Genomic DNA, 15,916 nt, shown 5'->3' with positions numbered 1-15,916 from the left:
CTTTTTTATTTTGTTTCTACATAGATTGCTACTGGAAGGTTGACACCACCAGCATGCATTAGTTCTAATTCAATCGTATCTTTTGAACCCTTCATTTTGAAATCAGGTAATTCAACATACTCTGCCCCGACTCTTAAAGAAGGCACTAAATACACTTTGCCATTCACCTTAATCGCTCCGCTGTATAATCCTCCTCGACCAGCTAACTTCAGCTTAATCGTTTTTGTAGAGCCTGTTGGATTGACAACAGGAATGGATACTTTATAGTTCATACCGAAGTGACCTGGGTTTCCTACAGCACCATTGATTTGAGAAAATGAATTTTCAGCCGTTTGTAAATGGTCTGTACGGCCATTAGAAATGTTATAGCCTACCTCAGGAGTATCTACTGTATAGGCTGGTAGCTCTGCTAGAATTGTCGCACTAGGCCACGCACCTCTTGGATGCTTCGCATACTCATCCACAGCAACCTGTTCCGATTGGATAGTTGTTAAATCTGTATCATCTTTCGAAAGCACTGTACGAATTGTATACTCTGGCTTTCCACCATTGACTGCTTGAATATCTAAATCATGTAAAAAGCCGATAATATAATCATAGTGTAAATCGTATGTTTCAATGACCTTTGTTTCCCCTGGTGCAATGACAATACCACTACTTTCTGATTTTTGAAGCTTGTTATTTAAAGTAGCGTCCGCAATTGTCAAGCCAAGGTCATGACCTACCCAGCTATTACCCGTTTTTTGGCTAATGCCCTTCGAGTCAGTTACTTTAATGCTCTCTGTCGTAGACTTGTTTTGAACGGTAATGCCAAGATTGACGTCCGTACCTAATGTGTTGTAATGCCAGCCAAAGACACGATGCTTATTCGTTGCAGCAGTTGGTTTCACATCATATTGGGCGAGCGTCGCATTATTCATTGGTACAAGCTTACGTGTTAACGTTTCAGGATTATCACTAATAAATAAATCACGATCCCCCTCTAAACGAGCAGAAGGAACAGCCTCGGGTGATGACGTCGTGCCAAATGATTTATCTAGGAAGGGGCTTGTGAACATATAACGGTAAACATAAATATACATTTCTTTTTTTTCTGTGATATAGCGTAAATTTCCGCCTAATGCATCCACAAGAAACTTGGTAGGAATGTACATTTTGCCTTTTTGTATAAATGGCTTTTCGATCATTGTCACTGCTTCATTGTTAACCAAAGCCTGATTGCTGTTATCATTAAAAATAAAGCTCATCCCACCAATTAACAATTCAAAGGAACCATCAGGTTGCCAAGTACCAGATGAATCATCTAAATAATCATAAATATAGCTAGCAGGTAAATAGGTTCTTCCATCCTTTGAAACAATCGGATCTTTCATAACGATACGTTTGTTATTGATATGTAAGATATATGGGTCTTCCTGCGGTGGTGCTGTTGTTTCATCTGATAATGTAATATCCACCGATTGAGTAGCCTCATCCCAATTAACAACTCCATCAAAGTTTTCGCTGACGAAACGTAATGGCATGTAGGTACGATCTTTATACATAAATGGCGCAACATCCATTGCAACCTCTTGACCATCTACTAAAGCCGTATTCGAATCGATCGTTAAATCAACCATTTTACCATTGCGAATCGCCGATGCCGTCAACGTTTCCTTATCCCAATCCACACTTGCACCAATTGCTTCATACAATGCACGCATTGGTAATAATAAGAAATCCGATTTATTTAAAATAGGATCATTGACTTGAATCGTCTCTCCATTAATCGTAATCGAAACATTGTTTTTTATCTGAATTCCATTGTTACTAGTCACTGATGCAGACGCTTGTCCTGGCAAAATCGTAGCCAACGCAACTGCTGATACAATACATGTAGTCCTAAGTTTCTTAAACATCTTAATCTCCTTTTTCCTCTTTCAATAGTCTTTATCATCTTAACACGAAAAACCCCTAAAATGTGGGATTTATATCGAAAAGAGTAGAATACGGTACTTGAGTGCTAGTCTTTCTCCTTCGAAAGCTTCATATAATACAAAAAAGACTTCCATAATTCTATGAATATTTTCTAGGAAACTCTTTGCTACTTGATTAACTTTTGTTACCATCATCGTTTGAGTTAAAACAATGATTTTAGACCTTTTATCTAATGTAAATCGGTATATAATATTGTTTTTACATAACTCTCTTAATTAGACTAGTTATCTTATAAAAGGTTACAAGACTTCTTTATACATTTTGTATTTCAAATTTCTTTCTATTAGAGGTTCTAAAAATAAAAAAGACTCTATGAGATTGTTACCTCATAGAGTCATAGTTATAAAATAGCAAATAATTAAACGTATTTTAAGTTAATTGCTTATTTTATTGTAATTACTGGTTCAGTAATTGTAGTACCTACTGGTGTTACAGTAGAAGTTAATTTAATAGTACCAGTAGTTGCCGACGCATCAAATTTATCTGCAGTATTTGTTTGAATAGCTGTAGCAAGATTGTCTGCTTGGTCATTTACAGAAAGTGCACCAGAAGCATCTGTTACTACAAATGTAGTAGCTGTTGCAGTAGCAGTATGTGCGATAGCAGTATATTCAACGCCATCAATAACTACTTTTTCGCCAACAGATAATGCATTAGTAATAGCAAATTCTTTTGTTGCAGCAATACCTGCAGCGACAGCAGCTTTACCATTAACTGTTGCATTTAACACTTGATCAACAGAAGTTAATGTAACAGCAACTTCAGAAGTAACACCTGTTGTAGCTGATTTAATCACTACTTTGTCTCCAGAAACAGTTGCAGTACCTGCAAATGCAGCATTGATAGCATCAGCTACGCCTTGTGCACCTTTTTTACCTGCTAAGCTAATTACTTGAGCACCAGCATTATCAATATTTAAAGTGAATCCTTCACCTGTTGCAAATGTGTAATCTGCAGCAATTGATTTAGAAGTATATTCAGCTGCTGTAGCTGCTGATGGTAATACACCTTGTGTAAATGTACCAGAAGTAATTACTCCAGTAGTTTTCTTTAATGTTACGCTAGCAGTAATATTTTCAGCTACACCTGCAGCATTTTTAGCATCTGCATAAGTAACTGTTAATGTACCAGCAGCTAAAGTAGATAGAGTACCAGCTTGAACTGTAGTAGCGAATACACCTGTATTAGCACCAGTTTCAACTAATGTAAGAGATAATGAATTATTTGCACTATCTTTTAATGAAACAGTTGCAGTATCAACAGTTGTTGCACTTACATTAAGATCTGCATCAGCTAATGAAATTCCTAAAGTATTAGTTGCAGATGTTAAATCAACTACACTATTTGCTACTGGTGTTAATGTTAATACGCCAGTAGATGGAGCTACAGGAGTAGTTGGCATAACTGGTTTAATTGCATCAGTAAGAGGATTAGCAAGAACTGCGCTAATTACTTTAAACGTAATATTATCGCCATCTACATTGTATGAAATTGTTACTTTTTGATTATCAGTTGCATATTGAGTTAATAATGCTTCCCATGCCGCTTCACCAAATACTTCATTACCATTAGCTCCGAAGTATTTATATGTTTTGCCTGATACACCAGCATATTTCACTGGGTTTTTACCAGCAAACCAAATAGAGTTGCTGTTTGAACCAGAATCAGCTGTATTGAATTGAGTAGCTACACCAGTGTAAGAGTTTGGAACTTCATTCGTAGCTGTGAATGTAGCTGTAGCTTCTTTAGCAGTAAATGCATAGTCTTTACCGTCTGTATTAACAGCAATACCTGTAGCAATTACTTTAACAGCAGTTGTTTTACCATCCACTGAAGTAACTTCTAAATTCTTAGCAGGTGTAATAACAGTTCCTGTAGAAGATAGAGTAGCTTCATAAGTTACTGTGTAGCTACGATTAGGTGAGATAACTTGGTTATCTACTTTAATATCATTAGCACCAGTATTGTAAACTGTATAAGTTGCTTTCTTAATAGAAGTACCAGTTACTTTTTTGCCGCTTTGGTTTACTAATTCTGCTGCAAATACTGCAGTTTCAGAACCATCAAACTTAGTTACAGCTTTATTTAGATCTGATTTTTTGTATGCTTTGATAGCTGAACCATCAAGGTATGGTGCTTGGAAGTAAGAGATTGGTGCAACTGCTTTAGGTTCACCTTCATCAAGGTCGCCTTGTTTTGCATCAGAAGTATTAATATCAATCCAAGCAATTGGTGTTGCATAATCGTTTACTGTATCAGAACCGATAACAAATGTAGCTTCACCTTTATCATTTGTTTTTACAGAGATTTGTTTTGCTTTATCGCCTGTGAAGTATACTGCTGTATCTGGATCAGTATCAACGAATTTAGCATTTGTAACTGTTGAAATTACACGATCTTTATCTTCATTGAATGCAACATTAACGATTTCGTTTTTAGCTAAGTTACCAGCTTTATCTTTTACTACAACTTTGTATTCGCGACCGTTAGTAGCGCCAATTGCAGCAACTTCTCCAGCATTATCAGCACGAGTTAACTCAATTGTATACTCTGCTTGAAGTGCAGCGAAAGTTACTTTAGAAGCAGTTGTTTGTAAAGCAGATGCACTATATTTTTTGTTTGAAGTGCTATTGTTAGTGCTGTGTAGATCATATACTACTGGCGTTACAGCTGCATTAGTACCAGAAACTGTGAATGTAGCTTCACCTTTAGAATCTGTTGTAATTTGAGCAGCGTCTAAAGCTGTACCATTGCTTAATTGTAATGCTTTTACACCATTAACTGTAGCATTTGCTACTTTATCAGAAGTAACATTCATGTTTTCTACAAAACCAACATTAAATGTTTTGTTTGCTTCTGGTTTACCTGTTTTAGGGTTTTTATAAGTAACTTTGTAAGTTTTGTTTGCACCATTATTAACTGAAGCACCTGTAGTTACTTCTTCAACTGAAAGAATTGTATCTACGCCCCAGAATACATAACCAAGTGAGAATTTAGAACGATCACCAGTTGCGTAAGCAGTTACTTCATCAGTAGTATCTTTATAACGAGTATAAGAATATGTTGCAATACCCTCTTCGTTAGTTACAGCTTCCCCTACTAATGTTGGCTTAACTGCATCATTGTCTCCTGGTACGTTGAAAGTAACAGGAATACCAGCTTTAGATTGACCATCAGCTACAGTTACTTTAGCTTGAACTTTAACTTCTTGACCAAGTTTACCTTGAACCGCAGTTGATACTAATTCAACTTTAGTTGGAATTACAGCTGCGATACCTTTAAATGAACCAAGCTTTTCGCCATCTAAAGTTACAGTGTAATCTTTACCAGCTTCTTGTGCTGCAGTAGTTAAAACTACAACTTTTTTGTTAGATTGCTTTACAGAAGCATTTTTAATTTCTAAGCCATCGATTTTGAAATCTAGAGCTTGAACGTTCTCAACTTCTTCGTCGAATGTTACTTCAACAGTTGTGTTGTTGATTGCTTTGATAGCTGCATCAACTGGAGTTTCAGTATCAACTAAATCAAGAGTACGAGCGAATACTACTGCGAAATCTTGACGAGTGATAGCTGCGTTTGGTTTTAAGTTTAATTTACCGTTTTCTTCAGAACCAGTGAAGATTCCGTTTGCTACAGCAGTTTCTAGAGCAGTTTTAGCCCATGGTTTAACTTGAGAAGCGTCTGCGAATTGGCTTAGGCTTTCGCTACCTTCTAAACCGAAAGCATCTACAAGAACTTTAGCTGCTTCAGAACGAGTTAAAGATTTGTTCGGTGCAAATTCGTTTGCACTTACACCTTCAAAAATGCCGTTTGCTACTACTGCTGCGATTGAGTTGTAGTACCAAGCACCTTTTTTAACGTCTGAGAAGTTTACATCGCCGTCAGCTTCTAATTCTAGAGCTTTCGTGAAGATTTCTGCAGCTTGTGCACGAGTTACTGTGTTAAGTGGGTTGAAGTTCCCGTTAGTATCACCTTGGATTACGCCAGCGTCAACTAAAGATTGAACTGCTTCTTTAGCGTATCCAGAGATTTTGTTATAGTCGTTTACTTGTGCAGCAGATGCTACAGGTACGATTGCCGATGCAACTAATGCAGCTGTTGCTGATGCCGCGAAGAACTTACGGCCTTTGTTTTGCTTTGCCATTAATGTATTCCTCCCTAAAATTCCTTAAATTGATATTAATCCAACGAAAACTATAGTACCGCCTAGTTACCTAAATGTATGTATTATAGCTTTCTTGAATAATACAAAACTAAAGCAAATTTGTTAGTAAATTTACTAGAAAAAGCGTAGTAGAATACCATTCTAGTAAGTTTATTCACTTTCTACAATAATATAACACTATCTTTTCCGAAATTCAAGCATTGGGACATAAATTTAGTTATAGAAGATTTTTTTACCATACCTAATATGGTATTTAGTAGAAACCATTAAAATTACAACTAATTATATCCTCATTTGGATTGGTAACATATAGTTCCGTTACCTATTATACCTTACTCTCAATAATAACCAAGCATTTTCTGGAATGGTTACTAAATTGTCAAAAATTAAAGACTCCCGTAATATTTTAGTTATAATTGTAAAGAAACCGAAATATAGAAGGCGTTTCTTAGCGAATTCCGCCTCTCCCCCACCAACTTTATGAGTTTCTTCTTTATTAAGTAAAAAGCTAAATCTATCTGTCCCCATGTTGTAATAATAGATTGCCACTTTTTATGCTACACTTTTGATAGTTTGATAGAACATATCAGCTATTGAAGGGAGCTTAAAAAATGAAACGTAAATTTCCTCTTTACGGGGCCGTGCTAGCAGGCATGTTATATCTTGCGCCAACTACCGCTTCAGCAGAAGATATTTCGAAGCACTGGGCCTACCATGAAATGAACTATCTTATTACCAACGATTTAATGAAGGGTGATGAATTCGGCCATTATCGTCCGAATGATGCTGTCACTCGTGCTGAATTTGCAGCCTTTCTTGTTAGAACACTGAACTTACCAGCAGCTTCTAGTCAGGCAACCTTTACAGATGTTAAAAAAGGTGACTGGTATTACGGAGTAGTCGAGCAAGCAAGCTATCACGGGCTAATTAAAGGTGACGAGCAAGGCAAATTCCATCCGAATCATCACATTAATCGTCAGGAAATGGCGGCTATGTTAAAAAGAGCTCTCACTTATCAAAACATCAATACATCTTCCTCCCCTATTGCTTTTAGTGATAATGCGCGCATTGCCAAATGGGCCTATGCAGATGTACAAGCTGTCGTCACAACAGGACTACTTGTTGGGAAGCCAAATAATCAATTTGCACCTCTTGCTCAAACAACTCGTGCTGAGGCAGCTACCGTGCTCTATCGTTTAATCCATTTAGAGGCGCCTGGGACAGGTGGTAAGCAATATATGACGACGAATTACTCATATGATTACTCCTCTGTAGTAAGTAAACAAACAATGAATAATCCAAAGGTCGATGGTGCTGGCATTTTCACGGCTAGCGAGGCACTAGTGTCATACTATGTACACCCAAAAAGCTTTATGCAGGATAGCCCATCTTATTATCAATTCCTAAAATTATCTACTGTCGTCAATAATCTGAGTGCAAAAGAGCTAAATGATAAAGTACTTGCCAATAAAGGAAGCTTAGCAGGTACAGCTGATGCCTTTATTCAAGCTGGTGTAGACAATAAAATCAATGCTATTTATTTAGTCTCGCATGCCTTGCATGAAACAGCCAATGGTGGTTCTGCACTAATTAAAGGGATCGAGGTTGGCTTAGATACAAATGGCAAGCCAATGGTAGCAACACCAGAAAATCGCGATAAATTAACTGCTATTAAGACAACCTACAATGCTTACGGTATTGGCGCTATTGATGCCGATGCTAATAAGTATGGTGCGGAGCGCGCTTATACAAATGGCTGGTTCACTGTTCAGGATGCCATTATCGGCGGTGCCCAATTTGTAAAGGATCAGTATATTAGCAGGGGGCAGGATACGCTCTATAAAATGCGTTGGAATCCTGATAATCCGACAGTCCACCAGTATGCAACACATGTGATGTGGGCTGTCATTCAAGCGAAAAAGATCTATGATATTTATGAATTAATTGGTGCTCATACGACAACAAACCTAGTGTTTGATGTGCCTGCCTATCAAAGTCAATCTTCCGCTCCTTCATTACCGAGTCCATCGAAGCAATACGCATTGGATTTAGGGTTAGCTGGAGCAACTGGTAAAACGACGATTAATCTCAATATGAGAACATATCCAAATACAGCAGATAATGCTTCGATTATTACGAATTTGCCAAAGGATACCTCCTTTAAAGTTCTTGGTGAAAATGGTGGTTGGTTGAAAGTAAGTGTCAATGGACAAGAGGGCTGGGTGATTGATGATTATGTGAGTCTTGAAAATGGCTTACAAATTGTTAATATGAACATTACACTTAATGTTCGAAGTGAACCATCTACGACAAGTGCTATTTTAGGTACTGTTAAACCGAATGGCTTTATTATCGGTGTTGTAGACGATAAAGGTGAATTCATAAAAAATGGTGCCTGGTATCAGGTGCTTTACAACGGAAAAACAGGCTGGGTACATGGCGATTATATTGTAAAAAAATGATTTTAATAGGATGCGCAAAAGAAGAGTGCGATGATGATTCGCACTCTTTTTGTTAGTCATTTTTTATCACCGAGATGAAAACGCTATATAATAGAAGAAACTCGAAATTTTAGGATATAATTTTCATACTATCCCCCTAAATTTTAGTAAATTCTACGTCAAAATACTGTCCTAAAAAAGCTTAATAGGACAATTGCTATACCATGTAAAAATCGTTACTAATAAGAGCTATACTTTAGGTAATCATCGTTAAACCCATTATCGAAAATTTCCTGTCAATATTGCTTTTGTGGTATGATAGATTGCAGTGAAAATGGAATTACAGAAAGGTTTGAACACTATATGAGGCATGTAACGATTATGGGCGTACCCTTTTTACATATTGGTCAGCAAGGGTTTGTTGATTTACTCGTTAATCGTATTGAACAGCAAGAAAAAACTTTCGTTGTGACAGCCAATCCTGAAGTTGTCATGCAGGCAAATGAAAATCCAACTGTCATGAATTACTTAAAGCAGGCAACATACATTTGTGCAGATGGCATTGGTGTCGTTAAGGCTGCACAAATCCTTGGAGATTCACTTCCAGAGCGCGTAACTGGCTATGATACGATGGTACGTCTGTTAGAGGTTGGTCAGCAAAAGCATTTTAAAATCTATTTACTAGGTGCTCAAAAGGAAACCATCGAAAAGACGGTTGCCAATATTCATAAGAACTATCCAAACGTTGATGTCGTTGGCTATCATGATGGCTACTTCGACTGTAATAATAATGATTTTGCAAAAGAAATTGCAACTTTACAGCCTGATCTTGTATTTGTGGCATTAGGTGTACCAAGACAGGAAAAATGGATAACAGAAAACCTTGAAAAATTTTCAAAGGGTGTATTTATCGGTGTAGGTGGCTCCTTCGATGTCATCGCTGGTACTGTAAAACGTGCACCAGTACTCTGGCAAAAGTTAAATCTTGAATGGCTCTATCGACTGTTACGCCAGCCAAGTCGGTTTGGAAGAATGCTTGTACTCCCTCGCTTTGCTTTAAAGGTATTTGCATTAAAGTTTAAAGGTCAGGGCAAAACAAAATGAGTCAGTCAACATTTGTTAAAAGCACACTCATCCTGACGATTGCCACCTTACTTTCCAAAGTAATCGGAAGTATCTTCCGTATACCACTTCAAAATATTGCTGGTGATGAAGTACTTGGTATTTTTAGTCTTGTCTACCCTGTTTATATGGTAGCACTTTATTTATCCGTTGCGGGTATCCCTATCGCTATTTCTAAGCTAATAGCCGAAGCTAGGACGAGTCATGATACTGCCAAAATTAAGAAAATTTATGTGACTGCAAGAATCCTTGCATTATCCTTTGGCGTCATTAGTTTTACAATCATTTACGGCTTTTCAGATCAGATAGCGAATGCACTTGGTGGACCTTCAACAGAGATTGCCTTAATTATTGTTGCCCTTACATTACTGGTAGCCCCCTATATGGCTGTCTATCGTGGATTTTTCCAAGGTTTTGGGGATATGCGACCTACTGCCATTTCTCAAGTGATTGAGCAGTTAGTACGTGTTGCATTAATTTTAATTGTTGCGTATTTCCTAGTAGCAATGGATTATTCAAATGATATCGTAGCTGGTGGAATTATGGCAGGCTCTGTATTAGGAGCCCTCGGGTCACTTTTCTATTTACTCTTTAAATATTTCCGTTCTTCGGTAAAAGTGACGAGTAAGGAGAAATATTCTGGTAAGGATTTCTCTAAATACAGTAAAACCATTTTAAAGATTTCTATTCCCATTGCGATCGGTTCTGTGACAATGGCACTCTTTAACTTTGTTGATTCCTTTACGGTTACATATGGCTTAAGAAGTGCTGGTGCAGATGCGAGTGAGATTAGCTACCTTTATGGTATTTATGGTCGAGGACTAACATTAGTTCAAATTACGACTGTTTTTGCTTCTTCGATTATCTTGCCGCTTGTGCCGTTAATTACAACGAAGCTAGCTGAGCGTAAATTGGATGAAACACGCACTATTATTGAGCAAACTCATCGTATGACACATCTTATTTCATGGCCAGCTGCGATTGGGCTACTAGCCTTAACCTTGCCTTTAAATCTAGCTCTTTTTAAAGACTTAGAGGGAAGCTTAATGTTAGCCATCATCAATCTAAGCTCTGTCTTTACATCACTGACTTTGCTAGGAACAGGTATTCTACAGGGCATGAATGCTGCCAAAACAGGAGCTCTCATTATTTTGAGCGGTGTTGTCCTTAAGGTGTTTTCTAACATCTTCCTTATTCAAGCATTTGGTTTAGATGGTGCTGCCTATGCAACTTTGCTAGTGTATTTTGTGTTATTTATTGTGAATTCTGTCTTAATTTATCGTACGATTCGCTTTACTGTCCTTGGAAAAGATACGGTGAAAATGATTGTGTCTTCAATTGTAATGGGAGCAGCAGTTGGATTACCAACACTTTGGCTTGACTTTACACATTGGTCAAGAATGTCGGCAATGGGCTATCTAACTGTCGCAATCGTAGTTGGTGGAGCTCTTTACTTCCTTCTACTATGGCTGATGAAAGCTATTCATAAACAAGATTTAAAGAAAATCCCTGTTATCGGAAAAAGATTTTCATAAATAAGAGAGGTAGGACACTTATGTCAAAACAGAAATGGCTTTGGGGAATCATTGTTCTTTTACTCGTCGTTTCCTCTACAGGTATTATGAAGAGGTGGAATGCGGAGCAATCGAATGATGCTTATGAGATTGTTATTCCCTATGATGAAATACAAACCGCAGAAAAAAATAGCGACCTAACAATGGATGAAATTCTTTCTTCCTTAAAGGATGCTGGGCTGAATACTGTGAGTCTAGAGCCCTTAACATTAAAGGAAATGGAAAAGCAAAACCTAATTACCGTTTATAAAGAAAGTGAGTTAGCAGCCCAATTATTGTTTACACCTTATAAAGATGCTGTTGATATCACTAATAGCGGCTATTATATTCGAGTGCCTGAAAACGAAAGCTACCAAAAACTGATCATGGAGAGCGTTGAACCAGAGGAAGTACAAATAGGAGAAGAAGCTTTCTATTTCCTTCCTGCTTCTAACCACAATTTTGATTTAAAAACTCCAATTGGCTATGATCAGCCTGCTATTGACATGATTAGTAAGCATGGACTAGCTCACATCTTTAAGGTGGAAAATGCAGATAATGAAGTAGCTAACGAAAAGTTGGTCAATCAATTAGTCGATTTAAAAGAGGCTTCAGCAGGCCGCTTACTTGGTCAAGGTGATGAAGCTATTGGTTTTGGACAAGAAGACGGCAATCAATTAGTTGAAAAATTAAATGATGCTGGCTATTACTTCTACACAATTGAAAGTAACCCACTTAAAGGCGAAAGTAAAATCGCTCAAATGACGGATTACAATATGATTCGTTTGCATAGCATCAATGTCAATAGAGAGACTAAATTAAAGCTAAATGCAAGTATTGACCGTACAACACGAGCTGTCAAAGAGCGTAATATTCGCTCTATTTTCTATCATATTAAAACAACAGGTAATGCCAAAGAAAATGTAGAAGAAACGATTGATTATTTAAATGGTGTGCATGACACAATGCCAGATCATTTCAAAGCAGGTGAACCTAAGCTATTTGATAAAGTAGTCGTGCCAGCTTGGGTCACAGCAGCCGTATTAGTAGCAGGTATTTTATTTACCTTTATCATTTCAGAATTAGTAAAATGGATGCCTCTTCGTATCGCAGCTGCTGGCTTTATGGCTATACTAGCGATTGCGTACTTTATCCTGAAAATTACTCTATTTTTACAAGCATTTGCACTCATTATTGCAGTCCTTGCCCCAACCTATGCAGTCATTAAATCAGCGCAAGGTTCTACGAAGGTGTCTAACATATTGGTCCAATACTTAAAGGCAGTAGCAATTAGCGTTATTGGCATTGTAATTGTTATTGGCTTATTGAATGGTAATGCCTTTATGACAGGCTTTGCTGTATTTAAAGGGGTTAAGCTTGTTTATCTTATTCCAATTATGGGTGTTTTACTATTTACAGTGATTGAGATAAACCGACTAGCTGAACAAAACATTAAGAACTCTTTATCAAATACGGTAACATTGTTAAATAAAGAATTAAAATATTGGCATGTGCTACTACTCGTTGTGTTGGCAGGTGTCGGATTATTTTACATTAGCCGAACAGGTAACTCTGGCTCTGTAAGTGATATGGAATTAGCCTTTAGACAATGGCTAGAAAATACATTGTATGTTCGACCAAGAACAAAGGAATTTTTAATTGGTTTCCCATTCTTCATATTAGCGCTTTATGTAATGGGGATTAATCGCAAATGGGGAAGTATTCTCCTAGTACCAGGTGTTATCGGTTTCTTATCCATCATGAATACATTTACTCATCTACACATCCCAGTAGCTGTTTCTGTATTACGTACACTATACAGTGTATCTCTAGGTCTTGTAGTAGGACTTTTGTTTATCCTAATCTTCAAAATCGGTTATCGTTGGGTTTCTAAGGCAATCGCGAGGTGGTCATAATGCACGTTGTTTTATCTGGCTATTATGGATTTGATAATGTCGGAGATGATGCCATTCTACTGTCCATTATCCAATCTTTAAAAAAGTGGCAAAGTGATATAGAAATCACGGTATTATCTAATAATCCAGCAGCTACTGAGCAAACATATGGTGTCAAAGCCATTAACCGTTGGAAAATGAAAGAAATTCGTCAATTACTTAAAACAGCAGATGGACTGATTAGTGGTGGCGGTAGTCTCATGCAGGATCAAACAGGCATGAAAACGATTCCTTACTATGCGGGCGTTATTCAAATCGCAAAATGGTTGAAGAAGCCAGTATTTGTTTACGCCCAAGGTATGGGCCCGATTAATCACCCACTTAGTAAATTTATTGTTCGTACAGTTTTTAATAAGGTCGAACAAATAACAGTCAGAGATAGAGCCTCTCTAGCTCTTTTAACAGAGATCGGTGTGCGAAAAGAAACAAAGATCGTACCAGATCCTGTTATGGGACTTAACGGTAATGACTTTCATTGTGAGTGGCTAGAAAATGTCTCTTTGTCAGCCGATAGCTATATCTCTGTAAGCGTTCGAGATTGGCCATCCTCTGTTGCCTACAAGGAAAAAATTGCACACAGCCTAGATGAATTAGTACGTCAGGGTGAGCAAATCGTTTTCCTGCCTATGCATGGTGAGCATGATTTTATTACTTCACAGGAAGTAGCAGCACTTATGAAGGAAAAGAGCTTGATTGCTCCTGCTGATTTATCTATTGAAGAAAAAATCGCAGTGATTGGTCAATCTCAACTATTAATAGGTATGCGACTGCACTCCTTAATTTTCTCAGCAATCTATGCGACACCGTTTATTGCCATTTCGTATGATCCGAAAATTGATGCGTTTGCTGATATCGTTGATCAGCCTGTCATCGGTCATGTCGAGGTTGATGATTGGAATGGTGTAACATTGTTTGAACAAGCTGTAGCAATTCTTGAATCCTATACAACAGTTCAAGAAAAAATGCGCCAGGCCGTCATCCCATTGCAAGATGAAGCAACTGCAACTGCTAAATTAGCAATTGATGCTTTGTCAAAATAAACATTAAAAAATGATGAATTTCAATGTTAATTGAAATTCATCATTTTTTTCCTACTTCTAATAATTTTAAAATGGACTGGGCCTGTTGCATATGCATGGCTAAAACATATTGACCTGCTTGCATTAAAATTTGCGCCTTCACCATATTCATCATCTCTTTTGCGATATCTGCATCTCGAATACGAGACTCTGCTGCTTGTAAATTCTCTGCCGTGTTCACATTAGCATTATAGGCATGTTCCAAGCGGTTCTGATAGGCACCAAGACGTGAGCGCTCATTGGAAACACGTTTTAAGGCTTCATCCATTGAAGACATAGCTTTTTCCGCATCCTCACGAGTAGCAATAGAAGCATCCTTCAACCCAAGTGCCTCGGACCCCATCCCATTAATAAATAATTCTATACTCTGTCCTTCATTGGCGCCTGCTTGAATCTTGATGCCATTTGTTTCATAATCCCCATTAAGTAATGTCTTCGTATTAAATTCTGTATCGGTTGATGTGCGCTGGATTTCCTTTTTTAATTCCTGAAATTCCAAATCTAATTTTTTACGATCATCATCTGTTAATGTATCATTGGCTGCCTCCACTGCTAACTCACGCATACGCTGAATCATGGCATGTGTCTCATTCAGTGCCCCCTCTGCCGTCTGCACAAGCGAAATACCATCCTGTATATTCTTAGCTGCCATATTCAAGCCACGAATTTGAGCACGCATTTTTTCAGAAATCGCCAGTCCTGCTGGATCGTCTGCTGCACTATTAATTCGATATCCGGAAGAAATTCGTAGCATAGCTTTACTCATCGCCCCATAATGACGATTCATATTATTCAGGATTGCCATCCCTGTCGCTGACCACTTACCAAGCATGATTTCACCACCTTCTTGTTTTTATATCGGTCCAACATCTCATCTATTGACCTTAATACTGGAAATCGTTTCTAATTTTTTATGTTTTTTTAACATTTTATAGTTGATTAACTACATAATAAAAGCACCTGCTTGTCATTTATGATAAGTAGGTGCTTACTGGACATTCCATCTATTCAATTTTGAAACCCCCAAGTTGATGGCTCTTTTGCTGTAGCAATTCGAAAAAGAGTTCTTTATTATTCTCTAGTAATGCCTGATCAATCAAATGATCCAAATTTTTCTCCTCTAACTCTGCAATAAGCTGATCGATTTCACCAACCGTCACAGTAGAAACCATCGGAATTTGTTGCTTTGGTGTAGCGCTTTCAAGTATTGGTGCTAGATGCTCATGAACATTAGTAATAAGCAATAGTTGATAAAGTGGTAACCGAATAAAGCGATTTCCTTTTTGGAAAACAAAAACCTCAGATAAATTTTCAATCTGCTGTGTCTTCATGTTGATGATCATCTCTTTACCTTCTATGGGAATGAAATGGAAAATCTCATTCTCTTTTAAAATAGAGAAATATTGATAAGCAAATACGAGACGTAATTTATCTCCAGTAACTTTTGTGTAAAACGGCTTCATGTATTGAACTTGCATCATCCTTCATCCCTCCCTAGTTATCTGATTATTCAGATTTTAACACAAATCAAAAGCCTTGTTAACTATCTTTACCTCATTTTTTTCTTTCTGATCATTCAGCTGATCATTCAGCTTATCATTACTGCATTTTAATCGTATAATGG

At 37.5% G+C, this 15,916-nt stretch carries 9 protein-coding genes; 5 read left to right on the top strand and 4 right to left on the bottom strand.

The window, feature by feature from the left end; translation table 11 throughout:
* Positions 1 to 5: 5 nt before the first annotated feature.
* The gene (locus tag C7B89_RS17980) at positions 6 to 1,898 is read right to left on the bottom strand and encodes a stalk domain-containing protein (RefSeq protein ID WP_115674224.1); all 1,893 of its coding nucleotides are present in this window, start codon (positions 1,896 to 1,898) and stop codon (positions 6 to 8) included.
* A 461-nt stretch (positions 1,899 to 2,359) separates the two neighbouring features.
* Positions 2,360 to 6,121 carry an S-layer homology domain-containing protein gene (locus C7B89_RS17975; protein ID WP_115674223.1) on the bottom strand — a complete coding sequence of 1,254 codons (3,762 nt, stop codon included), beginning with the start codon at positions 6,119 to 6,121 and terminating at the stop codon, positions 2,360 to 2,362.
* Between the two features lie 632 nt (positions 6,122 to 6,753).
* Here C7B89_RS17975 and C7B89_RS17965 point away from each other — a divergent pair.
* From C7B89_RS17965 to csaB, 5 genes are all read left to right on the top strand, one after another.
* Entirely contained in the window at positions 6,754 to 8,604 is a 1,851-nt protein-coding gene (locus C7B89_RS17965) for an S-layer homology domain-containing protein (RefSeq protein ID WP_115674221.1), read from the top strand.
* A gap of 342 nt (positions 8,605 to 8,946) precedes the next feature.
* On the top strand, positions 8,947 to 9,687 hold the full coding sequence (locus C7B89_RS17960; protein WP_244205703.1) for a WecB/TagA/CpsF family glycosyltransferase: 741 nt from the start codon (positions 8,947 to 8,949) through the stop codon (positions 9,685 to 9,687).
* Complete coding sequence (locus tag C7B89_RS17955; protein WP_115674219.1) at positions 9,684 to 11,240, top strand: putative polysaccharide biosynthesis protein; 1,557 nt, start codon at positions 9,684 to 9,686, stop codon at positions 11,238 to 11,240. Before C7B89_RS17960 ends, C7B89_RS17955 begins: the two co-directional genes overlap by 4 nt.
* A gap of 20 nt (positions 11,241 to 11,260) precedes the next feature.
* On the top strand, positions 11,261 to 13,174 hold the full coding sequence (locus tag C7B89_RS17950) for a DUF5693 family protein (RefSeq protein WP_115674218.1): 1,914 nt from the start codon (positions 11,261 to 11,263) through the stop codon (positions 13,172 to 13,174).
* On the top strand, positions 13,174 to 14,253 hold the full coding sequence (gene csaB / locus C7B89_RS17945) for a polysaccharide pyruvyl transferase CsaB (RefSeq protein ID WP_066036929.1): 1,080 nt from the start codon (positions 13,174 to 13,176) through the stop codon (positions 14,251 to 14,253). Before C7B89_RS17950 ends, csaB begins: the two co-directional genes overlap by 1 nt.
* 40 nt (positions 14,254 to 14,293) lie before the next feature.
* Here the strand turns inward: csaB and C7B89_RS17940 are convergent, their stop codons facing one another.
* Both C7B89_RS17940 and C7B89_RS17935 read right to left on the bottom strand, forming a co-directional pair.
* Positions 14,294 to 15,124 carry a flagellin N-terminal helical domain-containing protein gene (locus C7B89_RS17940; RefSeq protein WP_066036930.1) on the bottom strand — a complete coding sequence of 277 codons (831 nt, stop codon included), beginning with the start codon at positions 15,122 to 15,124 and terminating at the stop codon, positions 14,294 to 14,296.
* 172 nt (positions 15,125 to 15,296) lie between these two features.
* Positions 15,297 to 15,773 carry an IDEAL domain-containing protein gene (locus tag C7B89_RS17935; RefSeq protein ID WP_066036931.1) on the bottom strand — a complete coding sequence of 159 codons (477 nt, stop codon included), beginning with the start codon at positions 15,771 to 15,773 and terminating at the stop codon, positions 15,297 to 15,299.
* Positions 15,774 to 15,916 lie beyond the last annotated feature (143 nt).

The sequence above is a fragment of the Lysinibacillus capsici genome, from assembly GCF_003367505.1.
In the GTDB taxonomy this organism is placed as follows: domain Bacteria; phylum Bacillota; class Bacilli; order Bacillales_A; family Planococcaceae; genus Lysinibacillus; species Lysinibacillus capsici.
The sequence above is the reverse complement of the archived record's forward strand: the minus strand, read 5'-3'. Positions and strand labels throughout refer to the sequence as shown.